This is a genomic window from Streptomyces sp. NBC_00459 (assembly GCF_036013955.1).
In the GTDB taxonomy this organism is placed as follows: Bacteria; Actinomycetota; Actinomycetes; order Streptomycetales; family Streptomycetaceae; genus Streptomyces.
Window position 1 is genome coordinate 3,032,514 of sequence record NZ_CP107903.1, and the last position, 25,690, is coordinate 3,058,203.

25 protein-coding genes are annotated in these 25,690 nt (G+C 69.3%); 13 read left to right on the forward strand and 12 right to left on the reverse strand.

Translation table 11 applies throughout. From position 1 onward, the window contains the following. Positions 1-106 precede the first annotated feature (106 nt). Positions 107-1,351, forward strand: a complete 1,245-nt coding sequence (locus OHN74_RS13270) for a sensor histidine kinase (RefSeq protein ID WP_327694777.1) — start codon at positions 107-109, stop codon at positions 1,349-1,351. A gap of 70 nt (positions 1,352-1,421) precedes the next feature. On the opposite strand, the gene OHN74_RS13275 is transcribed toward OHN74_RS13270, so the two are convergent. From OHN74_RS13275 to OHN74_RS13290, 4 genes are all read right to left on the reverse strand, one after another. Further along, positions 1,422-2,270 (reverse strand): isoprenyl transferase, encoded by an 849-nt coding sequence (locus OHN74_RS13275; protein ID WP_327694778.1) that lies wholly within the window; start codon positions 2,268-2,270, stop codon positions 1,422-1,424. 63 nt (positions 2,271-2,333) lie between these two features. Next, positions 2,334-3,083, reverse strand: coding sequence for a DNA repair protein RecO (gene recO, locus OHN74_RS13280; RefSeq protein ID WP_327694779.1), 750 nt, complete (start codon positions 3,081-3,083; stop codon positions 2,334-2,336). A gap of 52 nt (positions 3,084-3,135) precedes the next feature. Continuing rightward, the gene (locus OHN74_RS13285) at positions 3,136-3,387 is read right to left on the reverse strand and encodes a hypothetical protein (protein ID WP_327694780.1); all 252 of its coding nucleotides are present in this window, start codon (positions 3,385-3,387) and stop codon (positions 3,136-3,138) included. Continuing rightward, positions 3,384-3,611 carry a hypothetical protein gene (locus tag OHN74_RS13290; protein ID WP_327694781.1) on the reverse strand — a complete coding sequence of 76 codons (228 nt, stop codon included), beginning with the start codon at positions 3,609-3,611 and terminating at the stop codon, positions 3,384-3,386. The genes OHN74_RS13285 and OHN74_RS13290 overlap by 4 nt, the downstream gene beginning before the upstream one ends. A 120-nt stretch (positions 3,612-3,731) precedes the next feature. Between OHN74_RS13290 and OHN74_RS13295 the strand changes: the two genes are divergently transcribed. Further along, on the forward strand, positions 3,732-4,577 hold the full coding sequence (locus tag OHN74_RS13295) for a helix-turn-helix domain-containing protein (protein WP_327694782.1): 846 nt from the start codon (positions 3,732-3,734) through the stop codon (positions 4,575-4,577). Beyond that, positions 4,559-4,828 (forward strand): DUF397 domain-containing protein, encoded by a 270-nt coding sequence (locus OHN74_RS13300; RefSeq protein ID WP_327694783.1) that lies wholly within the window; start codon positions 4,559-4,561, stop codon positions 4,826-4,828. The genes OHN74_RS13295 and OHN74_RS13300 overlap by 19 nt, the downstream gene beginning before the upstream one ends. Positions 4,829-4,858: 30 nt before the next feature. Here OHN74_RS13300 and OHN74_RS13305 read toward each other — a convergent pair whose 3' ends face one another. Next, positions 4,859-5,341 carry a hypothetical protein gene (locus OHN74_RS13305; protein ID WP_327694784.1) on the reverse strand — a complete coding sequence of 161 codons (483 nt, stop codon included), beginning with the start codon at positions 5,339-5,341 and terminating at the stop codon, positions 4,859-4,861. A 257-nt stretch (positions 5,342-5,598) separates the two neighbouring features. After that, a complete protein-coding gene (locus tag OHN74_RS13310; protein WP_443060551.1) occupies positions 5,599-7,821 on the reverse strand; it encodes a M4 family metallopeptidase in 2,223 nt (740 codons plus the stop codon). A 609-nt stretch (positions 7,822-8,430) separates the two neighbouring features. Between OHN74_RS13310 and OHN74_RS13315 the strand changes: the two genes are divergently transcribed. Further along, positions 8,431-9,084, forward strand: coding sequence for a DUF6215 domain-containing protein (locus OHN74_RS13315; protein WP_327694786.1), 654 nt, complete (start codon positions 8,431-8,433; stop codon positions 9,082-9,084). A 198-nt stretch (positions 9,085-9,282) separates the two neighbouring features. Here OHN74_RS13315 and OHN74_RS13320 read toward each other — a convergent pair whose 3' ends face one another. After that, on the reverse strand, positions 9,283-11,409 hold the full coding sequence (locus OHN74_RS13320; RefSeq protein WP_327694787.1) for an acyltransferase family protein: 2,127 nt from the start codon (positions 11,407-11,409) through the stop codon (positions 9,283-9,285). A 334-nt stretch (positions 11,410-11,743) separates the two neighbouring features. Between OHN74_RS13320 and OHN74_RS13325 the strand changes: the two genes are divergently transcribed. From OHN74_RS13325 to OHN74_RS13335, 3 genes are all read left to right on the forward strand, one after another. Next, positions 11,744-12,784, forward strand: a complete 1,041-nt coding sequence (locus OHN74_RS13325) for a FecCD family ABC transporter permease (protein ID WP_327694788.1) — start codon at positions 11,744-11,746, stop codon at positions 12,782-12,784. A gap of 4 nt (positions 12,785-12,788) precedes the next feature. Further along, positions 12,789-13,556, forward strand: coding sequence for an ABC transporter ATP-binding protein (locus OHN74_RS13330; protein ID WP_327694789.1), 768 nt, complete (start codon positions 12,789-12,791; stop codon positions 13,554-13,556). A gap of 68 nt (positions 13,557-13,624) precedes the next feature. Continuing rightward, positions 13,625-14,647, forward strand: a complete 1,023-nt coding sequence (locus OHN74_RS13335; RefSeq protein WP_327694790.1) for an ABC transporter substrate-binding protein — start codon at positions 13,625-13,627, stop codon at positions 14,645-14,647. Here the strand turns inward: OHN74_RS13335 and OHN74_RS13340 are convergent. Both OHN74_RS13340 and OHN74_RS13345 read right to left on the reverse strand, forming a co-directional pair. Next, positions 14,608-15,288, reverse strand: coding sequence for a response regulator transcription factor (locus tag OHN74_RS13340; protein WP_327694791.1), 681 nt, complete (start codon positions 15,286-15,288; stop codon positions 14,608-14,610). The genes OHN74_RS13335 and OHN74_RS13340 overlap by 40 nt on opposite strands. After that, positions 15,285-16,505 (reverse strand): sensor histidine kinase, encoded by a 1,221-nt coding sequence (locus OHN74_RS13345; RefSeq protein ID WP_327694792.1) that lies wholly within the window; start codon positions 16,503-16,505, stop codon positions 15,285-15,287. The genes OHN74_RS13340 and OHN74_RS13345 overlap by 4 nt, the downstream gene beginning before the upstream one ends. A gap of 132 nt (positions 16,506-16,637) precedes the next feature. Between OHN74_RS13345 and OHN74_RS13350 the strand changes: the two genes are divergently transcribed. Then, positions 16,638-17,570: an ABC transporter ATP-binding protein gene (locus tag OHN74_RS13350; protein WP_327694793.1), complete on the forward strand. Its 933-nt coding sequence runs from the start codon at positions 16,638-16,640 to the stop codon at positions 17,568-17,570. Beyond that, on the forward strand, positions 17,567-18,469 hold the full coding sequence (locus tag OHN74_RS13355) for an ABC transporter permease (protein WP_327694794.1): 903 nt from the start codon (positions 17,567-17,569) through the stop codon (positions 18,467-18,469). The genes OHN74_RS13350 and OHN74_RS13355 overlap by 4 nt, the downstream gene beginning before the upstream one ends. A gap of 55 nt (positions 18,470-18,524) precedes the next feature. Here OHN74_RS13355 and OHN74_RS13360 read toward each other — a convergent pair whose 3' ends face one another. After that, a complete protein-coding gene (locus OHN74_RS13360; protein ID WP_327694795.1) occupies positions 18,525-19,694 on the reverse strand; it encodes an abortive phage infection protein in 1,170 nt (389 codons plus the stop codon). 134 nt (positions 19,695-19,828) lie between these two features. Between OHN74_RS13360 and bla the strand changes: the two genes are divergently transcribed. Beyond that, positions 19,829-20,776 carry a class A beta-lactamase gene (gene bla, locus OHN74_RS13365; RefSeq protein WP_443060386.1) on the forward strand — a complete coding sequence of 316 codons (948 nt, stop codon included), beginning with the start codon at positions 19,829-19,831 and terminating at the stop codon, positions 20,774-20,776. A gap of 33 nt (positions 20,777-20,809) precedes the next feature. On the opposite strand, the gene OHN74_RS13370 is transcribed toward bla, so the two are convergent. Then, entirely contained in the window at positions 20,810-21,289 is a 480-nt protein-coding gene (locus tag OHN74_RS13370) for a protein-tyrosine phosphatase family protein (protein WP_443060387.1), read from the reverse strand. A gap of 79 nt (positions 21,290-21,368) precedes the next feature. On the opposite strand from OHN74_RS13370, the gene OHN74_RS13375 reads away from it, so the two are divergent. Together OHN74_RS13375 and OHN74_RS13380 are read left to right on the forward strand one after the other, a co-directional pair. Beyond that, entirely contained in the window at positions 21,369-21,917 is a 549-nt protein-coding gene (locus tag OHN74_RS13375) for a SigE family RNA polymerase sigma factor (RefSeq protein WP_327694796.1), read from the forward strand. 89 nt (positions 21,918-22,006) lie between these two features. After that, positions 22,007-22,945: a hypothetical protein gene (locus OHN74_RS13380; protein WP_327694797.1), complete on the forward strand. Its 939-nt coding sequence runs from the start codon at positions 22,007-22,009 to the stop codon at positions 22,943-22,945. A gap of 81 nt (positions 22,946-23,026) precedes the next feature. On the opposite strand, the gene OHN74_RS13385 is transcribed toward OHN74_RS13380, so the two are convergent. Next, positions 23,027-23,758, reverse strand: a complete 732-nt coding sequence (locus OHN74_RS13385; RefSeq protein WP_327694798.1) for a FadR/GntR family transcriptional regulator — start codon at positions 23,756-23,758, stop codon at positions 23,027-23,029. Between the two features lie 278 nt (positions 23,759-24,036). Here OHN74_RS13385 and OHN74_RS13390 point away from each other — a divergent pair, with 278 nt between their 5' ends. Beyond that, the gene (locus OHN74_RS13390; protein WP_327694799.1) at positions 24,037-25,683 is read left to right on the forward strand and encodes an ABC transporter substrate-binding protein; all 1,647 of its coding nucleotides are present in this window, start codon (positions 24,037-24,039) and stop codon (positions 25,681-25,683) included. Positions 25,684-25,690: the final 7 nt, after the last annotated feature.

The following is a 25,690-nucleotide window of genomic DNA, read 5'->3' on the forward strand; positions in this document are numbered from 1 at the left end:
GAAGTGCCGGCTGGCGAGCACTTCCTGGATCCTGGCGTACGAGAGATCCTTGATCGTCCGTCAACGACGTCAGAACCGGCGTCCGCACGTCCGGGGAGGCTTCGTCGTGAGCAGTGGGACGGGTGGGACAGGTACGTGGCTCGATCGCCTGTCGGAGGCCTGGCGGCCTCGTCCGATGCGCCCGCTGCTCGACGTACTGGCGGCCGTGGGCGTGGCGGTCGGCGGGTCCGTGGCGGGCACGGTCTACCACCCGGCCGGATATCGGAGCTTCGACGCCTGGGCGTATGTACTGACCGTGTGCACCGCCGCCCCCTTGGCCGTGCGGCACCGTCTCCCGCTGTCGGCCTGCGCCGCCTCGTGCACCGCGTACGCCGTGTATCTGGCGGCCGGGCACCAGCCGTCGCTGAACTGGTGGGCCCCGCTGCTCGCGTTCATCACCGTCAGCGAACTACTGTCCCTGGAAAGGGTGTTGGCCGCCACCGCACCCACCACGGCAGTGATGCTCTACAGCGGACTGATGGGTCGACTCCCTCTCGTCCTCACCATCGCGCAGCCGGTACTGGCCCTGCCCGTCGCCTTCGCGCTCGGCCGGGCGCAACGCAGGGCGACACGACGGGCGGCCCAACTCCTGCGGCTCAACGAACTCATGAAGCGCGAACAGGAGCAGAGTGCCCGTCGTGCGCTCGCGGAGGAAAGGGTACGCATCGCCCGCGAACTGCACGACGTGGTCGCCCACCACATGTCGGTGATCGCCGTGCAGGCAGGGCTCGCCGACTACGTGTTCACCACCGACCCCCCGGCCGCACAGTCCGCCCTGCGGGCCATCGGCGATGTCAGCCGGGAGGCACTGGACGAACTGCGGCGCATCTACAGCGCGTTGCGTGTCGAGCACGATGAGGAGAGGGACGCCCCGTTCATCCTGCATCCGCTGCCCGGACTGAACGACCTCGCCGCTCTGGTCGAGCGTATGCGCGGCACCGGAATGACCGTCGCCCTCCAGGTCGAGGGAGAGCCCGCCCTGCTTCCGCCGGGGGTCGAACTGTGCGCCTACCGAATGGTCCAGGAGGCGTTGACCAACGTTCTCAAGCATGCCGGTCCGGTCGCGGCGGACGTCGTCGTGCTGCATGGACCGGCCCGGCTGAGTATCGCCGTGGGCAACGCCGCGGGCACACCGGCGAAGCCCCCGGGTGAGAGCTCCGGGAACGGCTTGATCGGCATGCGCGAACGCGCCCGGATCTGCGGCGGCGAACTCACGGCCGCCCATCGGCCGGACGGTGGCTTCACGGTGCGGCTCACCCTTCCCACCGTGCAGGCCGCCCCGCAGGACGCGAGCGGCGGTCTTCGCCCATGAGACCCGGTCGGCGGTTCCCGGGCACCGTGGGGAAGCCCTCGGATGAGGGCGGGCGAGTGAGCCCGACCGCTCAGATCTCCTGATTGCCCTTCATGTCCCGCTGCATTTCCAGCAGTTGCTCATTCGGGACCGCGCCGCCGAACCGCCGGTCGCGGGAGGCGAATTCGACGCAGGCACGCCACAGGTCGCGCCGGTCGAAGTCGGGCCAGAGCACGTCCTGGAACACCATCTCGGCATAACTCGACTGCCAGATCAGGTAGTTGGAGGTGCGCTGTTCGCCACTGGGTCGAAGGAAAAGGTCGACGTCCGGCATGTCCGGGTAGTAGAGGTACTTCTGGATGGTCTTCTCGGAGACCTTCTCGGGGTCGAGCTTGCCGAGAGCCACATCACGCGCCATCGCCTTCGCGGCGTCGGCGAGTTCGGCCCGGCCGCCGTAATTGACGCAGAAGTAGAGCGTCATGGCGTCGTTGTTCTTGGTCTGCTCCTGGGCGATCTGGAGTTCCTGTACGACGGACTTCCACATCTTGGGCATGCGCCCGACCCACCGAATCCGGATGCCGAGCTCGTCCATTTCATCCCGCCGCCGCCGGATGACGTCACGGTTGAAGTTCATGAGGAAGCGGACCTCTTCCGGTGACCGCTTCCAGTTCTCGGTGGAGAAGGCGTAGAGGGAGAGATTCTTGACGCCGAGTTCCAGGCACCCCTTGAGGACGTCGAGGACGGTGCCTTCGCCGACCTTGTGCCCTTCCGTACGCGGCAGCCCGCGCTCCTTGGCCCACCGTCCGTTGCCGTCCATGACGATCGCCACATGGTTGGGTACGAGCTCGCCGGGGAGCTTCGGCGCGGTGGCGCCCGAGGGGTGCGGTTCCGGTGTCTTGTACTCGCGGCGCCGGCTCCCCAGGATTCCGCGTACGGCCATGCGCTTCTCGTCTCCTTGTTGCTTCTGCCGTGTTGTCCGTACGGCGTACGGCTCGGCTTGCTTCTAGTTCTTCTCTACATAGCGCAGCGAGCGCAGCCCGCGCTCCAGGTGCCAGTGCAGGTAGGCGGACACCAGCCCGCTCCCCTCCCTGACGTGACGCGGCTCACACGCGTCCGCGGTCTCCCAGTCGCCCGTCAGCAGCGCGCCGAGCAGTTCGAGGGCCTGGGGAGAGGGTACGACGCTGCCGGCCACCCGGCAGTCGACGCAGACGGAGCCTCCGGCGGACACCGAGAAGAACCGGTTCGGGCCGGCCATCCCGCACCGCGCGCAGTCACTGAAGGTGGGCGCGTAGCCGTTGACGGCGAGGGAGCGCAGGAGGAACGCGTCGAGGATGAGGTGGGGCTCGTGCTCGGCACGGGCGAGGGTGCGCAGCGCGCCGACCAGCAACAAATACTGCTGTACGGCGGGCTCGCCCTCGTGGTCGGTGAACCGTTCCGCCGTCTCCAGCATGGCCGTCCCGGCGGTGTATCGGGCGTAGTCGGTGACGATGCCGCCACCGTACGGAGCGATGGTCTCGCTCTGCGTGCAGAGTGGCAGCCCACGCCCGACCAGGTCGCTCCCCCGCGAGAAGAACTGCACGTCGACGTGGGAGAACGGTTCGAGCCGGGCCCCGAACTTGGACTTGGTCCGCCGCACCCCCCGAGCCACGGCCCGCACCCGCCCGTGACCGCGCGTGAGCAGCGTGATGATCCGGTCGGCCTCACCCAGCTTCTGGGTACGCAGCACGACGCCGTCGTCACGGAACAGGCTCATGGGGCCATTGTCGCGTACGGAACGGGGTGACCGGCCTCACCGCCGGGGACCCTCAAGGAACCTCGCCCCGACTGCGGGCGTTCGCGTACGCCGTGGCCGCGCTGAGGCGTTCCGCCGGGGTGGCGGGCCGGAGGGCGTCCGGGGCCGCGTCCCACTCCCGGCCGCCGCCGTACGACCTGAGCTGGACGTAGGGGCCCTCGTGCCCCATGACGATCCCCACCTTCGCGGTGCGGGTGTCCACGACGTACGCCCCGATCTCCGGCCGCCCCGGCCTTCCCGACTTCGCCGGCCGCACGTCGTTCATCGCAGCGCCGCCGCGATCCGGGCCGCCGTCTCGACGTTGCAGCGCCCCAATTCGATGAGCGGACAGGGCGCTTCCCGGGCCACACTCGCCGCGTCCAATCGGAGCGACGGCAGAGTAATCCCGGCGCTTTTCAACGCCATCCGCAATTCCTTCACAATTTCCTCCGCTTCTTCGACGCAGGCCGTCGAGTGTGCCGTCTGTCGTGCCGTCTTTCGTGCCGCCACCGTGCTCCCCTGATCAATCGAGTTTCACTCTTCGCACTTCTACGATGACGTGCTGTGCCTACACTCGGAAGGCTCTGGGCGCAGCAACGGCGGTGCAGTCGAAGGGGGTTCGGTTCGGTTATGGCCAATGGTTCACATGGGTCACAGCGACAGGCGGCGTGGGAGTTCTTCGGGACGGAGTTGAAGCGGCGGCGGGAGGAGGCGGGGTTAACGCAAGTGGAGTTGGGGGCGATGGTCTTCGTCTCCGGGGGCTACATCGGGCAGTTCGAACAGGCAATTCGGAAGCCGCAGTTGGATGTTGCGGTACGGATTGACGAGGTACTACAAACCGCAGGTTTTTTCGAGCGCACCTGGCGCAAGCTCATCGACGACAAGCGGTACGCGGATTACTTCGCGGCGGTTGTGGAGCTTGAGCGGACGGCGACGAAGATCTGCCAGTTCGCGCCGACCGTGATCCCGGGCCTGCTCCAGACGGCCGCCTACGCTCGGGCGGTCACGCTCGCGGCCAACCCGTTCGTCACGGACGACTACGTGGACGAAAAGGTGGGCGCTCGGCTGGAGCGGTCGCGCATCCTCAAGGACGCTACAAGGCCCGAGTATTGGGCGATCCTGCACGAGAACACCCTGCGCACGCCGGTCGGCGGGCCGGCGGCCATGGCCGAGCAACTGGAGCACATCGCGGTCCTCGCCCGCGAGCGGAAAGCCTGGGTGACCGTGGTCCCGTACTCGGCGGGAGCCTTCGCCTCCATGGGCGGGATGGTGCAGCTCATGGAGTTCGATGACGCACCGCCGACCCTCTATACAGAGACCTCGTTTTCGGGTCATCTGCTTGACGATCCGGCAGTGGTGAAGCGGGCACAGCGCGCATACGATCTGCTAAGGGGCGCCGCACTCTCCCCGGAGGCGTCCCTCGCCCTGATCGAATCGGCCGCTGAGGACTACAGACGATGCGCGAGTACGACCTGACCAACGCCCGCTGGCGCAAGAGCAGTTACAGCAACGGCGAGGGCGGCGAATGCGTAGAGGTAGCGCACGACTTCATCGGCGCCGCCCGCTGGCGCAAGAGCACCTACAGCAACGGCGAAGGCGGGGACTGCGTCGAGGTAGCCGACGGAGTCCCCGGCGTCGTGCCCGTCCGAGACAGCAAGGTCTCGGACGGGCCCGTGGTGCTTGTCGGGGCGGGCGCCTGGGGGGAGTTCGTCAGGGCTGTGGGTTGACCGAGCCGCTCCCGCCCGGGCGCGGCTCCCCTACACCGCCTTCGCGATGCTGAACTCGGGTTCGAACTGCTGCTTGAACGCCTCCACTTCCACCGTGTGGATCTGTGCGTCCGCCGGGTCCCAGTAGCGGACCACATCGGGGCGCTGCGGCGCCTTTCCTATGGCCAGCGCGACCACGAAGTGGCCGACGATGGCGACGGCGGCGGGGAAGTACTCCTTGAGCTGGTCGGGGTTCCACTCCGGCGAGTACCAGCGGCCGGTCCTGCGCAGCAGCGGGACCCCGTTCGCCTTGTTGATCGACTCCACCAGCTCGTAGGTCTGCGCGGTGTCCTGCCCCTTGATCATGTCGTCGAGAGCGGAGAACTGGGCGGTCGAGCTCCAGTCCATCCCCGCCACCGCGCCCAGACAGTACGCCCAGCACTCCATCGAGCCCGGCGCCTGCCTGCGTGCGGTGTGCGATAACGACTGTTTGCCATAGAACGTGTACGGGTTTTCCTGCCACTGAACAGACATGTTCGCCTCCCTCGCGCCGGCCGTGTCGGTCCCCCGACCCCGTCCGCCGAAGGAAGGGCAGGCGCGCTGCGGGGAACGTACTGCGGCGGGGAGGGCACGGCCACGGGTAGCGGCGCCTCCGGAAAAGTGATGCCCGTGAGGCGTCGACTGCCGTTCCACGCAGGGTGTTTCGCGAGATGCGGGACATCAGGCACCGGCAAAAGAACCCGTCCGGGACAGCAAGGTCTCGGACGGGCCCGTACTGCTTGTCGGTGGGGTCAGGGAGTGAGCTGCCAGCTCTGGATGTACCCGACGTCGATCGACGCCCGGTCCTGCACGCGCAGCTTCCACGTGCCGTTGACGGGCTGGGCCGAGGCGTTGACCGTGAAGGTCTGGTCGACGTTGTCGGCGGAGCCGCCGGTGCGGTTGAGGAGCGAGTAGACGGTGCCGTTGGGGCCGACCAGGTCGACGGTCAGGTCACCGCGGTAGGTGTGGACGATGTTGACGTAGACCGAGGTGGTGGCGGAGGCGTTGCCGTCGCGGGCCGCGATGGTGATCGGGGACTCCACGGCGGCACCGTTGTCGGGGATGTCGACGCGGGTGGTCGTGGCGTAGATGTACGCGACCCGCCAGGTGAAGGTGTCCGTGACGGACGCGCCCGTGCTGTCCGTGACCGTGACGGCGACATCGCTGGTGCCGACGGTGGTCGGCGTCCCGGAGATCAGGCCGCTCGCGCTGAGGGTCAGACCGTCGGGCAGGCCGGTGGCCTCATAGGTCAGGCCCGCACCGGAGTTGGTGGTGTACGCGTCCACCTGGAGGCTGACCGCCTGGCCGACGCCGCTGGTCTGGTCGGCGACCGGGGCGACGTTGACGCCGAGGGCTATCCGGCTGCCGACGTTGATGGCGGCCCAGGCGTCGGCGACAGCGAGGTAGGTGGGGCTGTAGGCGCCGAACAGGTCACCGGCCGCCTGGAGGGTGGCGGTGCGGGCGCCCGCGTAGTTGGTCGACGAGGTCATGTATGTCGTCAGCGCCCGGTACCAGACGGCGGCGGCGTTCTCGATGCCGATGCCGGTGACGGCCTGGCCGTCGTAGGTCGGGCTGTCGTAGGCGACGCCGTTGACGGTCTTGGCGCCGCTGCCCTCGGAGAGCAGGTAGAAGAAGTGGTTCGCGGGGCCCGAGGAGTAGTGGACGTCGACACTGCCCAGGGTGGAGCTCCAACTGTCGCGGGAGGAACCGTCCTTGGAGGGCTTGTCCATGTAACGCAGCGGAGTGCCGTTGCCGTTGATGTCGATCTTCTCGCCGACGAGGTAGTCACCGGGGTCGGCGGCGAGGTTCGCGTGGAACTCGACGGCCGCGGCGAAGATGTCGGAGGTCGCCTCGTTGAGACCGCCGGACTCGCCCGAGTAGGTCAGGTTGGCGGTGGCGGCGGTGACACCGTGGCTCATCTCGTGGGCGGCCACGTCGAGGGAGGTCAGCGGGTGCGTGTTGCCTGAGCCGTCGCCGTAGGTCATGCAGAAGCAGCTGTCCTGCCAGAAGGCGTTGACGTAGCTGCTGCCGTAGTGGGCCCGGCTGTAGGCGGCGACACCGTCGTTGCGGATGCCGTTGCGGCCGTAGACGTCCTTGTAGTAGTCCCAGGTTGCCGCTGCGCCGAAGGCCACGTCGACACCGGCCGTCTGGCGGTTGGACGGCAGACCGTTGCCCCAGACATCGTTGTCGTCTGTGAAGAGGGTGCCGGTGCCGGAGGTGCCCTGGTTCAGGTCGTACGTCTTGTGCCCGGCGCGGGCGCCGTCGGTGAGCTGGTACGTCGATCCCGAGAGGGTGCTGCCGAGGGGAACCGTGCCGACGTACTGGCCGGTGCCTTCGCCGGTGTGCACCTTCTCGGCAGCAAGGATCTGCTTGCCCGTACCGGCGTCGGTGACCACCTGCAGTTCACTGGGCGTGCCGTCCGGCTGGACACCCTCGACCACTGTCTCCCAGGCCAGGACGGGCTTGGCGGCGCCGGCCCAGACGACGAGGCGGGCCGCGCGCTCGGCCTCGGCGCCGGTGACGTCGGCACCCTTCGCCGCCGCGAGAGCCTTGCCGGTGGCGTTGGCCGCGGAGAGCTTCGGGGTGAGGGACGGCAGCGCGAGGGTCGCCCCGCTCGCCTTGGAAACGGTGGTGCGGTTGCTCTTGAGGTGAACGACCAGGTCGCCACCGAGGACGGGCAGTCCGGCGTAGGTGCGTTCGTAGCGGGTGTGGGTGGTGCCGTCGGCGTCCTGGACGACGTCCTTGACGACGAGCTTCTCCTGGGCGCCGAGGGCGAGTTGACGGGCCGTGGCGCCGGACGCGGTCTGCGCGCTCTTGATCAGTGAGGCGCGGCGGGCCGCCGACAGGGGCACGGCTGCGGCTCCTGCGCGAGGCTCGGCGCTGATCTTGGCCGGGCCCGGGTCGGCCGGGGTCGGGGCCGCGGTCGCGGTGCCGGCGGGAGCTCCCAGCGCGAGCAGGGTCCCGATGGTCGTCATCGCGAGGGCGGCGGTGGCGCGTCTGCGCCGGAGGATGGGGCGGTGTCGCCGGGGCAACGGGTTCTCCTTCTGTGCGACGGTCGGCCCGTGGTGGGGACCGACGTGGGGGCGGACCGACGGGATGAGGCCGGTCCGGAGCGCTGCACGGCAGGCGGGTGCAAGGAGGTGGGGGGTGAGTGGGGGATGCCCCGCATGATGCGGGTGTGAAGGAATGGTGAACTTCGGCAGCAGCGTGGCACTGGGTGCCTTGCTTTGTCATGAGAATGCCAAAACAACGGCTTGAAATGCCCATGTCCAGCTGGGGATTCGTCCTGCAGAGATCACTTTTCAGCCGTGGGAACGGCTCCGGAGCTTCCGAAAGCAGAGATCGCGCGGTTAGGCTCCCCCGGCGCGCGCATCGGGCGCGACGCGAGGGGTGGGGGAACATCCGCGGTGGGGGACATGACCAACGACATCGACGTACCCAGATCCGCCGAACCGGCAGGATCGGGTGAATCCGCTGAATCCGCTGAATCGACCAGTTCAGCCGGATCGGCAGGAGCCACTGGACCGACTGGACCGGTGACAGGAGCCGCTGGACCGGCTGGTCCGGCCAGGTCCGAGAAGGGCATGAACGAGGGCGCGCAGGTCATATCGGCACTGATAGTGGTCGCATGTCTCGCGGTGGGCTTCTGGGTGATCGCGAAGAACCAGCCCGACCCCAAGGACAGCCCACCCGCCTCGTGTTCCCGCTCGGACGACGACGTACCGCTGTCGAAGCCCGTCTCCGGTGTGCAACTGTGCGAGGCGCTCAACCGCCCGGACCTGCCGACGCTCCTCGGCACGCCCGACGACCGCGTGTGGAGCGCCACCAGCAACGAAGCCACGTCCAGCGACAAGCGCGACGTCATGTCGACCGACCCCGAGGCCACCGTCCAACTGGAGGGCTACTCGGTGAAGCTCACGGAGTCCGAGGACATCTCGGTCTCCGACATCGTCGACTCCGAGTTCCTGTCCATAACGGGAGAGCCGAAAACGGTCCTGGGCCACAGGGCGTTCCTCTACTCGGGCCGGACCCTCGGCATCGTCTTCAAGGACGGAAAGGGCTCCACCGGCCCCGGGGGCGTCTCACGCAACCTCATGGTCGCCAAGGACCCCAAGGACGGCGGCGGTACGTACGAGATCTCCATCTGGCGCCAGGACGACCTGCCCCCCGACGGCACGGCACTGCTCCGGGTCGCCGCGCGGGTGCTGCCGACGGTGCCGGGGTGGCCGACGGTCTGACTCGGCTCTGCCGAGGAGGTACGGGCGTTCCGTGAGCGCCCGATTTCCCGCCCCGCTACGCCCTGGACGGGCCCTCGTCCTCAAACGCCGGACGTGCTGGATGTTCAGCCTCTCCGCGCTTGAGGAGCGGGGGTTCGGGGTCGGCGCCCCCGAGGACGGGACGGGTGGGGGCGGGTACGGGCGGCGGGGGCGAACGGATCAGTCAGACCTCAGCACCTCGGACCTCAGCACCTCGGTGAGCCGGTCGCCCAGAACAGGAGCGATCGCCTCCGCGTACGCGTCGGCGACGTGGCTGTCGTCGCGGTAGACGACCGTATCGCCCACCAGGACAGGGCAGTTGCCCCCGCTCGTGCACAGCCACGGGGTGGGGTCGATCAGCGTCGCACCGGACGACCTCGCCGCGTCCGTCGTCGCCGTCCGACGAGACGGGTCCCGGATGGCCTCCGGCAGACGGCTCGCGCAACGGTCCAGGCGGAGGGAGTACATCGCGGCGCAGTCGACAGCGTCCGACCGCGGCCAGGGCGTGTCGAGCAAGGCGACGACCCTCGCGCCCGACGCACCGAGCGCGTCGTACGTCGCACGGAACCCGTCCGTCCACTGCTGGACGAGATCGGGCTCCGGATACATGGGGTCGCCCGCGTCCGAGGACGAGACGATCACCAGGTCCGGACGCAGCGCCACGATCCTCGTGATCGCGCGGGCCCGCCAGGTGTCGCAGGCCGTGTATGGCCCGCCAAAGCGACGCAAGGTGACCTCGGCCGCCTTGCACGACGCCTTCGTCAGCGACACCAGCTTCCAACCACGCTCCCCGGCAAGACGGTTGAGCGCCGGGAACCACTGGGCCGCGTGGGAGTCGCCGAAGAGGACGACGACCTTGTCCGAGGCCGGGTCCCCGTACTCGCACGGCGGGGCGCTCGTGCTGTCGTACGCCACATGGCAGCCGTCCCGGTAGACCGCCGACCTCGCCGGCTTGATCTCGGGGAGGGGTGGGGCGAGGTTGCTGGGCAGGCTGGTCGGCGCCGTTTCCAGGAGTCGGCGCAGCCGTAGTTGGGGGTCCGGTGCGGTGGCCATCGCCTCCCTCAGCGAAGGCGCGGGTCGGCCCGAGTCGATCGCGGGCGGGAACACGTACGCCGCTACGGCGATCAGTGCCACGCCCACCGACAAGCCCGCCCCGAGCCGTAGCGCGCGCCCCGGGCGACCACGGAACGCCGTGTGGAACCGGACCGGGTTCTCCACCAGTCGCAGGGTCGCCCAGGCCAGGAACAGGGCGACCGCGCAGAGCAGCAGCGCGAGCCGGACACCGGACGTCCCCGGGAGCCTGCCCAGCGCCGCGGGGCCTATCAGCAGCAACGGCCAGTGCCACAGGTACCAGCCGTACGACAGACCGCCCAGCCAGACCAACGGCCGCCTGGACAGGAGGAGTTGGGCGCCGTGCCGAGAGGGTGCGCAGCCGCCGGCCAGGACGAGGACCGACCCGAGCACCGGCAGGAGCGCGCAATACCCGGGGAACGGGGTGTCGTTGTCGTAGAGGGCAGCCGAGACGGCTATGCAGGCCAGGCCCGTCCAGGTCATCGGTGCCGCCAACCTGGGCGGCATGCTGCGAAGTCGCTCGGCGGACAGGGCCGACAGCGCGCCCGCACCCAGTTCCCAGAACCGGGTGTGCGAACCGAAGTACGCCCAGGCCGGTGCGTACTCCGTGACGGCGACACTCAGCCCGAACGACAGCAGGCAGAGCACGGCGAGCGGCACCGCCAGAAGTCCGCGCCGTCGGCGCGCGAGCCGCCAACTCAGCAGGAGGAGCAGCGGCCAGAGCAGATAGAACTGTTCCTCCACCGCCAGCGACCAGAAGTGCTGGAAGGGGGACGGTGGGCTCCCCTCCGCCAAGTAGTCCGTGCCACCCGCCGCCAGCCGAAGGTTCACCGCGTAGAACGCGCTGCTCAGCGCGTCCCCGGCGTACTCCTCGAAACGGGCCCTCGACAGGAACAGCCAGGAACCGGCGAGGGCGGCCACGACGACGAGCGTCGACGCGGGGAGGAGACGGAGGACGCGGCGGGCATAGAACCTGCGGATCGACAGTCCGTTGCCGAGGGCCAACTCCCTCACCAGCAATGAGGTGATGAGGAATCCCGACATGACGAAGAAGACATCGACGCCGACATAGCCGCCGCCGAACCCGCCCACGCCCGCATGCCCGAGGACCACGAGCGACACGGCCACGGCACGCAGTCCCTGGATGTCGAGCCGCAGACCAGGACTCTCGGCCGGTCTCGCCTCCATGCCCATGCCCATGCGCATGTCCATGCTCACGTTCGCGTTCACGCTCATCAGAGACGGTCGGCCGACTCGAACGGTTGTGGCCCAAACCGTCCGATCACCCGAATTTCTTCGGCCGTCCGCAACCGGCAGCCCCGAAATGACCGGTCCGACGCGTTTGCTACGCTCGCGGCGCGTCCCATGGGGGAAGTCCGGTGAGACTCCGGCGCTGACCCGCAACGGTATGCACGCCCCCTGTCCGGCCACTCGGCTGTTCGGCCACTCGGCTGTCCAGCTGTTCGGCTCTTCGGCCAGGACTTCGGCGTGCGAGCCCGATCACCCACGGTGCGCATGCCCCTGTGACTGCTCGCCGCGGACTGCGAGCCGAGGCGAAGGATCGCCGACCGTGCGCCGAATACCCGTCCTGCCGCTGGCCGTTGGGCTGATCCTGCTGTTGTTCCTCTCCCTGCTGTGCGGCGTCGGGCTGGGCGCCTCCGGGATCGGTTGGGGCCAGGTGCTCCGGTTCCTCCGGGACGGGGTCACCGGGGGCACCATCCGCGCCGGTGACGTGGCCGCGTACACCATTGTCTGGGAGTTGCGGCTGCCCCGGGTGGTGCTCGCCGCCGTGGTCGGGGCGGGGCTCGCGGCCGTCGGGGTGGCCGTGCAGGCCATGGTGCGCAACGCGCTCGCCGATCCGTTCGTCCTCGGGATCTCGTCCGGTGCTGCCGTGGGGGCCAACGCCGTGATTCTGCTGGGGGCGTTCGCCGGGCTGGGGGTGTGGGCGCTGTCCGTGTCGGCCTTCGTCTCCGCGCTCGCCGCCATGGTGCTGGTGTACGCCGTTGCCCAGTCCGCCGCTCATGGGCTCACCCCGCTGCGGCTGATCCTCACCGGGACCGCGCTGGCCTACGGCTTCGAGGCCGTCACCACCGTGATGGTGTTCGGGGCCGCCCGGGGCGAGGCGGCGCGCTCGGCGATGATGTGGCTGCTCGGGAGTCTGGGCGGGGCCACCTGGGCGCAGGTGCCGATCGCCGCCGTTACCGTCCTCGTTGGGTGGGCGTGGCTCGCCCGGCGCGCCGAGTCCCTCAACGCGCTCGCCATGGGCGACGAGACCGCCGCCGCCCTCGGGGTCCAACCCGCGAGGCTACGGCGGGAGTTGTTCCTCGTGACCGCCGCCGTGACCGGCACCGTCGTCGCCGTCAGCGGGGCCATCGGCTTCGTCGGGCTCATGGTCCCGCATGTCGTACGGATGCTCGTGGGCGCCGATCACCGGCGGGTGCTGGCGGTCGCGCCGCTCGTCGGGGCCGTGCTGCTGGTGTGGGCCGACGTACTGTCCCGACTGCTCCTCGCACCTGCCGAGCTGCCCGTCGGGGTGATCACCGCCGTGGTCGGCGTACCGGCGTTCCTGCTGCTGATGCGGCGCGGCGGCTACGCGTTCGGGGGGCGGTGAGGGCATGCGGCTCGATGTGGAGGGTGTGTCGGTCGACGTGGGGGCGGTCCGGCTCGTCGAGGACCTCACGATGCGGGTGGACAGCGGGTCCTTCGTCGGGCTCGTCGGGCCCAACGGGAGCGGAAAGTCCACCCTGTTGCGGTGCGTGTACCGGGCGCTGCGGCCGACGGGGGGTGCGGTGCGGCTGGACGACGTCGACGTGCACGGCATGGAGCCCCGGGCCGCCGCCCGGGTGCTCGCCGCGCTGCCCCAGGAGTCGTCCGCCGAGTTCGACTTCACCGTCGCCGAGGTGGTGGCGATGGGACGGCTGCCGCATCAGGGGCGTACGGCGGCCGGGGACCGGGACATCTGCGCCGCCGCCCTGGAGCGGACCGGCGTCACGCACCTGGCCGACCGCGGATTCCTCGCCCTGTCCGGCGGCGAGAAGCAACGCGTGCTCATCGCACGGGCGTTGGCCCAGCAGCCCCGGGTCCTCGTCCTCGACGAACCCACCAACCACCTGGACATCGCCCACCAGTTGGACGTCCTTTCCCTGGTCCGCTCCAGCGGCCTGACCGCACTGGCCGCCCTGCACGACCTCAATCTCGCCGCCGCCCACTGCGATCTGCTGTACGTCATCGCCGGGGGCCGGGTCGTCGCGTCGGGCCCGCCGCACGAGGTGCTCCAAGCCGCACTGCTGTCCGAGGTGTTCGGGGTGCGCGCCCATCCCGTCAGGCATCCGGAGACGGGCGCCGTACAGCTGCTCTTCGACCTGCTCCCCAAGCAGCCCTGAGAACCAGAGAACCCGAGAGCCCAAGAACCGAAGAGCCCGAGAACCCGAAAACCTGAGGAACTTCCCCCATGTGCAAGCCAGTTGTCTCCCCCGTGCTCATGTCCGTGCTCATGTCCGTGCTCGTCACCGGGTGCGGTGCCAGCGTCGAGAAGCCTTCGGCGCAGGCGTCGTCCGCTGCCGTCACCCTCACCAACTGCGGTCAGAAGGTGACCTACGAGAAGGTTCCCGAGCGGGTCGTCACGAACGACGTCGGGATCACCGAGCTGATGTTCGCGCTCGGTCTGGAGGACCGGATGGCCGGGTTCGCGATGCCCGACGACAAGGGTGATCTGACCGGCGTGCCCTGGAAGGACGGCTACGGCAAGGTGAAGTGGCTGTCCAAGCAGCAGCTCACCAAGGAGAACGTCCTCGACGCCCGCGGCGACTGGGTCTTCGCCGGCTGGAACTACGGCTTCCGCGACGACAACGGCTTCACCCCGGACGCGCTGAAGAAGCTCGGCATCCCCTCGTACGTCCTCACCGAGTCCTGCCGCAACGGCCGTACGAATACCTCGCGCGGCATCATGCCGCCCCTGGACGCCCTCTACACCGACCTCACCAACCTCGGAAGGCTCTTCGGTGTCGAGCAGCGCGCGGCCACCCTGATCGCGGGCTTCAAGAAGCAGGTCGCGGCGGTGGCGGCGAAGGCCCCGACCGGGAGCGCGCGTCCGAAGGTGTTCCTCTACGACAGCGGCACGGACGCGCCCTTCACCTCCGGGCGGTATGCCGCGCCCGAGGAGGTCATCAGCAAGGCCGGCGGCGTCAACGTCATGAACGACCTCGACGACTCCTGGACGACGGTGGGCTGGGAAACGGTGGTCGAGCGCGACCCCGACGTCATCGTGATCTGCAACTACGGAGACGTCAGCGCGGAGCAGAAGCGCAAGTTCCTGTTGTCGTACGCCCCGTTGAAGAACGTCTCCGCCGTCAAGCACAAGCGCATCTTCGTCCTCGACTACGTGGACCTCGTCGAGAGCCCGCGCAATCCCTCCGCGATAGCCCGGCTGGGCGCCTACCTGCGCTCGGTGGCGGACACCAGGCCCGCCTCGTAGGCGATGATCACCAGCTGGACGCGGTCGCGGGCGTCCAGCTTGGCGAGCAGACGGGTGATGTACGTCTTCGCCGTCGCCACGCTGATGCACAGTTCGGCGGCGATCTCCGTGTTGGACAGGCCGCTGCCGACGAGCGTGAGCACCTCGTGCTCGCGGTCGGTGATCGCCGTCAACTCCCTTTGCCGGACGTGTTGTCGGGGGTGGGCCGCGAAGTCCTGGATCAGCCGCCGGGTCACACTGGGGGCGATCAGGGCGTCCCCGGCGGCCACGATCCGGATCGCCGCGAGGATGTCGTCCAGGGCCATGTCCTTGACCAGAAACCCGGACGCACCCGCGCGCAGCGCCCCGTAGACGTGATCGTCGTCGTCGAAGGTGGTGAGGACGACTATTCGGGTGCCTTCCGTCCCCGTCCCCCGGGTGATGCGGCGGGTCGCCTCGATGCCGTCCATGCCCGGCATGCGCAGGTCCATCACGACGACGTCCGGGGCGAGTCGGCCGACGAGGGCGACCGCCTCCGCCCCGTCGGCGGCCTCACCCACCACCTCGATGTCCGGCAGGTCGGCGATCACCATGCTGAGTGCGGTACGGATCAGCTGCTGGTCGTCGGCGAGCAGCACCCGGACCGTCGTCGCCGCCGTCATCGGGCCACCGCCGGTAGCGGGATCGGGAGGGGGATCGGCAGCCGCGCGGCCACCCGGAAGCCGCCCTCTCGACGCGGTCCGGCCGCGAACTCCCCGTCCAGCAGGGCGACTCGTTCCCGCATCCCGGCCACTCCGAACCCGGTGTCGGTGGCGCTCCCCCGGCCCCGCCCGTCGTCGGTGACCTCGATGACCAGGGCGTCGTCGGCCCGGTAGTCAAGGGTGACCCGGCAGGACAGGGCACCGGCATGGCGTACGACGTTGGTCACCGACTCCTGCACGATTCGGAACGCCGACAGGTCGACGTCCGGGGGCAGTTCGCGCCGTTCCCCCACCCAGTGCAGATGTACGCGCACACCGGCGGCGCTCGTCACGGCGGCGAGCCGCTCGATGTCCGCCAACCCGGCTGCCACGGGCTCCCGTTGGCCGGTTCCGTGCTCCTCCGCGTGCCGCAGCGCGACCAGCATTCGGCGCAGGCCCGCCAGAGTCTCCCGGCCCTCGTGCTCGACCGCCGACATCGCCTCCCGCGCGGCCTCGGGACGGGTAGCCGCCACCCGGGCCGCCGCGCCCGCCTGGAGCGCAATGATGCCGATGCTGTGGGCGACCGTGTCGTGCATCTCCCTTGCTATGCGCAGACGTTCGGCGGTGACGGCCTGCTCTGCGGTGCGGGCGGCGAGCTGTTGGGCGTGCGCCTGGCTGCGGTGCGCCGCGTCCCCGAGCAGCCAGGCGATCAACGTCACCAGGGCGACGGCCAGTTCGGCCGAGGTGCCGACATTCCAGCCCATCAGGATCCGTACGGCCAAATAGAACACGAGCAGAGCGAGCGAGAGGGAGACGGCCATGGCCCCGGTACGGCGGGGGCCACCGGCGGCGACGAAGTACACGGCGGTCTGCACGGCCAGGAACTGGGCCATCGGGATCTCCCCCACGCCCAGCGTGCTCGTCTCGCAGACAGCGGCCGTCAGCATCAAGCACACGGCCGTCAGCGGGCGGCGGGACAAGAGTGCGGCGGCGATCAACGCCAGGGCGGTGGCCAGGACCAGGAACGCCAGGCCGTCCCAGCGGTAGAGCTGTGCGGCCGGCCAGTGATCGGGCTCCACCTCACCGGGCAGCCGGACACGCGTGAGGTACGTGAACGCCGTGCCCGCACACCAGGCGAACGCCGTCCAGGCACCCGGCGGGACGCGCTTGAGGAGGGGCGGGGGCGGAGTGGCGGACATGTGCCGATCGTAGGGCGGCTGTTGACGGTGGTCATCGGCCCAAGGACGTACAACCTTAGTCGACAGCGGGCGAGTTGGAGTGTCGGCCGAGGGCCGATGCCCGGACAGTCCGTACGGCGGGACGGTGTTGTCGTGATTGAAGTCGAAGAACTGACGAAGCGCTACGGGACGACGACCGCCGTAGACCATCTCTCCTTCACCGTCCGTCCGGGGCACGTCACGGGCTTCCTCGGCCCGAACGGCGCAGGCAAGTCCACGACCCTGCGGCTGATGCTCGGGCTGAACACCCCAACCGGCGGTGCCGTCACCGTCGACGGCCGGCCGTTCGCCGAGCGCGCCCGGGGTCTGCGGCACATCGGCGCGCTGCTGGACGCCCACGACGTGCACGACGGGCGCACTGCCCGCGCCCAGCTGACCTCACTGGCCGTCGGCAACGGACTGCCCCGGCGGCGGGTGGCCGAAGTGCTGGCCGAGGTGGGCCTGTCCGAGGCGGCGAGGCGACGGATCGGCGGATTCTCGCTGGGGATGAGACAGCGCCTGGGCATCGCGGCGGCGCTGCTCGGCGATCCGCCGGTGCTCCTCTTCGACGAACCTCTCAACGGGCTTGACCCAGAAGGGGTGTTGTGGGTGCGAAGGCTGTTCCGGCGGCTGGCCGGCGAGGGGCGCACGGTGCTGGTGTCCAGCCATCTGATGGGGGAGATGGAACAGACCGCCGAGGACCTGATCGTCATCGGCCGCGGCAGACTGATCGCGGCGGAGAGCCTCAAGGACTTCGCGGCCCGCGCGACGGGCCTCCATGTGTCCGTCCGCACCCCCGACGCCCTTGGGCCGCTGCTGGCGGGCGAGGGCGCGGCGGTACGGACGGAGCCGGACGGCTCGTACACCGTGACCGGTCTGCCCGCCGAGCGCATCGGCGAGCTTGCCTTCGCCCACGGTGTGCGGCTGCACGAGCTCAGCCCGAAATCGGCTTCCCTGGAGGACGCGTTCATGGAACTCACGGCCGAGAGCGTCGAGTTCGCCGCAGGAGCCGCCACCCCGACGACCTCTGCCGGAGCCGCCCGATGAGCACCGACATCACCACCGACACCCCAACGGCTGACCCTGCGGGCCTCCCCTACCGGCCGTCGGCCGCTCCCACCGCCCGCTTCCGGCACCTGGTCGCCGCCGAGTGGATCAAATTCTGGTCGCTGCGCTCCACCGCCCTCGTGCTGGCGGCGGGTGCGCTGGCCACCCTGGGGATCTGTGTGAACGCCGCCAGGGTCAATGCCGACCGACTCGCCCACCAGCCGGGGCTGCCGCCAGTGCCGCCCGGCGGAAGGCCTGCGCTGCCGCAGATGGTCTACGACCCGCTGGGTGCCGCGTACGTGTCCCCGGCCTGGGCCTTGTTGATGATCATCGTGGCGGCGCTCGGCGCGAGTGTGATCTTCGGTGAGTACACCAGCGGTCTGATCCGGACGACATTCGCCGCTGTGCCCGACCGCCGCGCGGTCGTCGCCGCCAAGGCCACCGTCGTCGGCGCGGTGACACTCGTCCTCGGAGTGGCCGTCTCGGGCGGCTCCTTCGGTGTGACGCAGGCGATCCTGCGCGATCACCACGGCATGTCCCTCGCCGACCCGGGGGCTCTGCGCGCCGTCACGGCGTCCGCGCTGCTGGTGCCGTTGTGCGCACTCATCGGCATGGCGGTGGGCGCCCTGGTCCGGCACACGGCGGGCGCGGTCGTGACGGTCATCGCCCTGCTGCTTCTGGTACCGCAGCTCTTCGGTGGGGAGCAGTACCGCTGGGTCGTGGAGATCGGCAACGCCATGCCGCTGACCGCCTGGGACCGGCTGATCCTCAACCCTGACCGGGACTACGACCTGGGCAGGTACCCGGTGACGATCACCGAGGCGTGGTGTGTGTACGGCGCCTGGTCCGCCGTGGCCGTGGCTGTCACGGTGTGCGTGGTGGGGCGGCGGGATGTCTGACGTCGAACGTCGGACGGAGATCGTCGAGGCCGCCCGCACAACAGCCCGCTCCTACCTACCTGCACGCATACCGCCGGGCCAGCGCACGGAACGCCTCCTTCCGCTCCCAGTGCCACGGTGAACTCGGGTCGCCAGGACGGTCCTTGACGGCCTTGTTGATGCCATAGCTCGCCATGTCGATGTCGAAGCGCGGATTGTCGGCACGGTGTTCGGCGTCGGCGGTCCCGAACTCGAAGGCCATCGCCGCGTACAGCCCCATCGACTCGAAGACGTCCAACAGGTCGACGAGATAGGCGGCTTGTGCGCGCTCGCTGCGTACGAGGTCGCCCTTGATCTCCTGCGGGACCTTGTCGTAGTCGACGACGTTCCAGCCCATGCCGCCCCCCCCCTGGGGCGCCCCCTCGTACGTACAGGTGCCGAACTCGGTGATGGCGAGCGGCTTGCCCCAACGCAGGAAGCGCCGCAACTCCCTTACGTAATCAGCCTTGTTGGGATAGTACGAGTAGTAGTCGATGCCGATGACGTCGAAGAGGTTCCAGTCGACCTTGTCGTCCTGGCCGGCGGCGTAACTCAGCCGCCCGTGGAAGACCGACCGTCCGACGGCCGCGGCCTTCGCGGTGAACCGGTCGAGCCGGCGCTGCATCTTCTCCCAGTCGACGGTGCCGTTGAGGAGGTTCTCGATCCGGTCCAGGACGGTCTCGCCGGGGACGATGTCCGGCACGAACAGCCAGAACTCGCAGCCCACGCTGAACTCGACACTCGCCCCCTGCCGCCGCAGCCGCTCCGCGTGCCGCCCGGTCTCCGCGAGGTGTTCGAGGATGTCCCGTTCCGGAACGTCCCCGAGGGTGGGCTGCAACCAGACGTGCATGCCTCGCTCGGCGACCTCGGAGGCGGTGGTGTTCAGCCGCTCGACCCCGTCGCCGGTGACCTCGACGGTGTCGGCGTGCAGACCGTCGCGGATCGTTCGGATGTCGGCGCGCATACGGGCGGCGCTGTAGCCGGTGACGGGGGTCTCGCCGTCGACGATGGTGTAGACGACGCCCCGGCGGGTCAGGCCACCGCCATGACCACGGGCGGCAGTCGCGGCGGCAGGCCGCTCAGCCGCCCGCGCTCCGGCCACCGGAAGCAGCGCCCCCGTGAGCCCGGCGGCTGCCGTACCGGCCAGAAACCGCGCCCGGCTGATCCCGCTGCCCCCGCTGATCCCCGTGCTCTTGGTCTTCTCCATGCCTTCACTGTGCCGAGGCCGAAAGCACCCCGCCGTCCTCCGAAGGTCTACGGCGACGCAACCAAGGTATGAGGAGGGAACGTCGATCACCACGGAGATCGTCATCCGAACCCCACCGAAGGAGATCCGAGATCTTGGGCCCCGCGAAGACCCCCACGAGGAACCCCGCGAAGAACCCAGCGAAGACCTCCTCGAAGTTCCGGCCGACCCGCCGCACCCTCCTCACCACCGGAGCCGCGACCGCCGCGACCCTGCTGACACCGGCCGCACCCGCGCACGCGGCGGCCACCGACCCCGATGTCACCGCCCGCCTGCGCGACCTGGAGGCGCAACACGGCGCCCGCGTAGGCGTGTTCGCGCACAACCTCGGCACGAGGGAGACCGTCCGGCACCGCGCCGACGAACGCTTCCCGGTCTGCTCGCTCTTCAAGACCCTCGCGGCGGCAGCCGTACTGCGCGACCTGGACCGGTCCGGCGAGGTCCTGTCCAAGCGCGTGCACTACACGGCCGACGACCTGGTCGAGGGCTCGAAACAGACCGAGGAACACCTCGCCGAGGGCATGACGGTGGCCCAACTCGCCGACGTGGCAATCCGGTTCAGCGACAACACGGCAGGCAACCTGCTCCTGCGTGAACTGGGCGGCCCCACCGCGATCACCCGCTTCGCCCGCTCCCTCGGCGACCGGGCGACCCGCCTCGACCGCTGGGAGACCGAGCTCAACTCGGCGGAGCCGTGGCGGACCACGGACACGACGACGCCGTACGCCATCGGCCGCACATACGCCCGCCTGGTCCTCGGCGACGTACTGACCCGCCCGGACCGCGAACTCCTCACCCACTGGCTGCTGACCAACACGACCAGCGGCAACCGTTTCCGTCTGACCCTGCCCCCGACCTGGACGATCGCCGACAAGACGGGCGCCGGCTCCTACGGCACGAACAACAACGTGGGCATCGCCTGGACACCGGACGGCACCCCGATCATCCTGGCCGTCCAGACGACAAAGCCGGACCGGGACGCCGTCGCCGACCATCCTCTGGTGGCGGAGACGGCGCGGGTGTTGGGGAATGCGTTGGGCTGAGAGAAGGGTCTCCGAGAGCCGGCACCTTCCACCTCACCGGAACCGCCGCACATACCGCCGCTGCCAAGGCGTCTCCACCGCATGCCGGTCGTAATGGGCCCGCACGTAGGCCACCGCCTCCTCCGCCGGCAGCCCGTCCAGCACGGCGAGGCACGCCAGCGCCGTCCCCGTACGCCCTCGCCCACCGCCGCAGGCGACCTCCACCCGCTCGCCGGCCGCTCGTTCCCACACCTCGACCAGGGCCGCGCGGGCGTCCGCATGATCCTTGGGGAGGCGGAAGTCGGGCCATTTGAGCCAGCGGAACTCCCAGGAAACCGCGGGGGGTTGGCTGCCGAGGAGGTAGACGGCGTACGAGGGGACAGGTGCCGTCGGGTCGAGAGGGTGGCGCAGGCCGCGTCCCCTGATCAGGCGGCCGGACGGCAGCCGCAGCACGCCCGCGTCTCCCTCGCCCCAGCACCCGTCGGCCCTCTGGTCCAGCCGCTCGTCCATCCGCGCATCCCCCTGCTCGTCCATCCGTACATTCGAACGCGGTCCCGAAACCCGGGCAACCGATTCCGGGGAAACGGTGGTCTGGTGGGCGAGGAGGTACTTGATGCAGGCCGAACAAGAGGCCCAGTTCCATGAATTCGTCAGAGCGCGGTGGTCCCATCTGGTGCGCACCGCGTATCTCCTGACCGGCGACGCCCACCACGCCGAGGATCTGACGCAGACGGCGCTGGCGAAGGCGTACCGCTCCTGGCGGCGGGTCTCACGCACCGACAGTCCGGAGGCGTACGTCCGCCGGATGCTGGTCAGTTGCAACAGTGACCGGTTCCGCAAGCGGCGCGTGCGGGAGGCGCTGACCGACGCCCCGCCCGACGTGGTGGGCCGCGACGAGTCCGCCTCATGGGCCGACGAACGCAGCGCGCTCCTCGGTGCGCTCGCCCAACTTCCGCCCAAGCAGCGGGCGGTGGTGGTCCTGCGCTACTGGGAGGACCTGTCCGAGGCCGAGGTCGCCGAAACCCTCGGCTGCTCGCAGGGCACGGTCAAGAGCCAGGCGTCGAAAGGGCTGGCGAAGTTGCGTACGTATCCGGGGCTGGCGCAGGTCGTGGGCCGCCCCGAGCCCAGTCACGCGTCGCACGTTCGGGAAGGCATCCGGTGAACGGGAACCAGCGGCCGGAACAGCCGGAAAAGCCCGGGCAGTTCGGGCAGCCGGGGCCTTCGGACCACTCGCAAGAAGCAGGACAACACGTGGGAAACGAACACGGGAAGGACTTCGAGGCACAGGTGCGCGACATGATGGCGGAGGACGCCTACACCATCCGGCCCTCGTCGGCGCCGTACACGGCGATCCGCCGCAAGGGCACGACCGAGCGGCGACGGCGAGTGGCCGCGGCCGGCGCGGTCCTGGTCGCACTGGCGGCGGCGCCCGTGGCGGCGTACGCGGTGAACGGGAACGGCGGCGACGGAAGCGTGAACACGGCGGCACCGCTGCCGTCGACCCGCGCCTCGCAGGGCACATCGCCAACTCCCGCTCAGTCGGCTCCCGTTGGACCGACCGGTCCGGCGACGTCGAGGCAACTGCTGGACGGGATCACGCTGGCGCAGGCCGCGGACGGGCTGGAGAAGTGCATCGCCTGGCGAATGGAGGGCCAGAAGGGCGTGTCCTCCAGGTCTCCGCTGACCGATCTCGGCGACGCCGCCGACTACCGGATCATCCTGGCCCTGAACAGCACCGGCGACTCGAACGCCCCTGGCGACGGCATCTACATCGTCGCCGTCAAGGAACAGACGACAAAGCCGCAGCTGACCCGGCTGATCTGCAACATCAAGGATGGCAAGGCCGAGGGTGTCAACATCAGTGCCGGCAGCCTGAAGTTCGACAACGGCGGCCCGGTCATGTCCGACGACAACGGCAAGCTCGACCGGCAGTCGTCCATCGACAAGGGCAACTGGAAGCTGCCGTTCGGCTGGGGCTCCATCGGCCGGTACGAGTCCAACGTGACCCGGGTGACCGTCTCCTACGGCGGCAGCACCAGCGAAGCCGCCCTGGACCACGGCTGGTTCGTGGCCACCGGCACCCTGAACGAGCAGGTCACCCTGGCTCCGCACGTCAAGGGGTACGACAACACGGGCAAGGTCGTCTACGACTCCGACAACGACGCGGGGTACAACAAGACGCTGCCGTAGCCAGGGCCGCGACGGGTGTGTGACGGGGGCGCCGTACAGGGGTCGGCGCCCCCTCTCACGTACCCGCGTGACCGCACCCGCTCACCCCACCCCCCGCGACTCCTGCGCCGCCCGCGCCTCGATCCCGCGGAAGTGCACGGCCAGCGCGCGCTGCGCGCTCTCCACGTCGTGGGCACGCAAAGCCGTCACGATGTCCCGGTGTCTACGGGCCGTCAGCTCCGGTTCCGGGTCGTCGTGCCAGCCACGGGCCCCCGAGACACGGCGGAAAACCGTCCAGAAGGCGCCGAGCAGCTGCGGCACGAGCGCGTTGCCGAGAGGGCCGTACAGGGCCTCGTGGAATTCGCGGTCCAGTTCGGGGAAGCGCCGGCCCGAGCGTCCCGCCTCCTCCATCCGGGTGACCACCGATTCCAGCCGGTCCAGCTCCGCGTCGGACAGCACGGCCGCGACCCGCCGGATGAGCCCGTCCTCCAGCACCTCCCTGACCTGGAGTATCTCGGCGAGTGCGGCGCCGTCCCCGTCGGGCCGGGCGAGCGTACGGAACGTCAGTCCGTCAACCAGCGGCGTCAACGACGCCTGTCCGACGTACGTCCCGTAGCCATGTCTGATCTCGACGATGTCGAGGGCCTGGAGCGCCTTGAGGGCCTCGCGGACGGAGTTGCGGCTGACCCCGAGGGTCTCCATCAGCTCGACCTCGGTGGGCAGCGGTGCGCCCGCCCGGAGCTTGCGGTCGAGGATCAACTGCATGACCTCGCGCTGGACCTGGCCGCTCACCCGCCGCTCGGGCCGGCGTCGCTTCCCGGACTCCTGAGACATGCGGCGCATCGTACGCTCGCCGGACATCCCACGTCCCACCTCCAGGCATATCAAAATTCAACTGCCGGGAATTCACCGCGCTCTTGATGCCGCTCTCGGCTGCACCCCGGTGGAACATGTCGAATTTCATATCGTCATTGGTCGTACCTCTGGCAGATACGCCATTCGTGTGCGATCTCTTGACCGGCCCCACCGCCCCTCTTATGGTCGCGCTGCCCCCTATGACGTAGGACGTCGTATCTCCTCACCTTTTCGGACCCCACCCCGCTGGAGGAATCGTGCGCGACGTGACCCGCGACGTAACCGCCGCTGTATCGACCGCCCCGCACCGCCGGTCGTTTCTGAAGTACACCGGCGCGCTCGGCGCCGCCGCCGCCATTTCCTCCTCCCTGTCGGCCTGCTCGTCCGGGCCCGAGTCCACCAACGACACCGGGGGTGGCACCGGGGGCGCGAACAGCACGCTCACGGCCGTGATCGGCTACGGCAACGACGGCAGCTGGGACCCCACACAGACGGCCTCCGCCTTCTCCATGGCCGCCAACAACCACATCTACGAGGGCCTGCTCGACACGGATCCGATCTCCCGCGAGCCGTACGCGGCGCTCGCCACAGCAGTCCCCGGTGATCTCAGCAGCACCTCCTGGAAGTTCACGTTGCGGGCCGGGGCGACCTTCCACGACGGAAAGCCGGTCACCGCCGACGACGTGGTCTTCGTATTCGATCGAATCCTCGATCCGAACACACAGACACTCGCCAAGGGGTTTTTCGCCAGTTGGCTGAAAGAAGTGAAAAAGGTCGACGCGCAGAATGTCGAGCTGGTGCTGAAGTTCCCCTTCCCCGAAGGGGTTTCCCGGCTCACCCTGGCGAAGATCATGCCGAAGCACGTCTTCTCCCTGCCGGGCGGCTGGGACGAGGCGATCAAGGGAAAGGCGATCGGCTCGGGACCGTACCGGCAGACCGCGCACCACCCGAAGTCGAACACGACGTTCGAGGCTTTCGCCGCCTACAACGGGCCACGCAAAGCGGCGTTCAAGAAGATGAACTGGATGACGATAGTGGATGCCGCGCCCCGCGTCGCCAAGATCTCGGGGTCCAGTGCCGGCGCACAGATCGCCGACAACATCCCGTACGCCAACATCCAGCAGCTCAAGAACGGGGGGATGGACGTCCAGGGCGGGGCGGGGATGAACAACCTGTTCCTGATGTTCAACACCAAGCACAAGCCCTTCGACGACGTCCGGGTCCGCCAGGCACTGCACTACGCCATCGACACGGAGAAGATGGTGGAGGTGGCTCTCAAGGGCCACGGCAAGCCGTCCTCGTCCTTCCTCAACGAGGCCAACCCGAGCTACCGGCGCGCGAAGACGGTCTACGACTACGACCCGGAGAAGGCGAAGGCCCTCCTGAAGGAGGCCGGGGTCAGCGGGCTGAAGATCGAGATCCTCTCGGTGAACGTCAGCTGGATCGTCGACTGCCTGCCCACCATCAAGGCGTCGTGGGACGCGATCGGGGTCGAGACGACCCTCAACCCGCAGGAAACCACAGCGGTGTTCACGAAGATGGACCAGAAGCAGGACTACCAGGTCGTGTCCGCGGCCTCGAACCCCAACCAGTTCGGCCTCGACGCCGACCTGATCATGCACTACAACTACGGCCCGCAGAACCTCTGGATGGGCTACGCCCGTTGGGCCGACAGCGCCGTGGCCAAGCAGCTCTTCAAGGACATGGACCGGGCGACGCAGGAGCCCACCCCGGACAAGAAGAAGACGATGATCCAGGACTACATCGACATCGTCGCCGAGGAGGCCGTGCTCTATCCGGTCGTCCACAACGAGCTGATGACGGCCTGGGACCCGAAGAAGCTCGCCGGCATAAGGGCACAGCCGTACCCGGGCATCAACCTCCTCCAGGCCAAGTGGGTCTAGCCAGCGC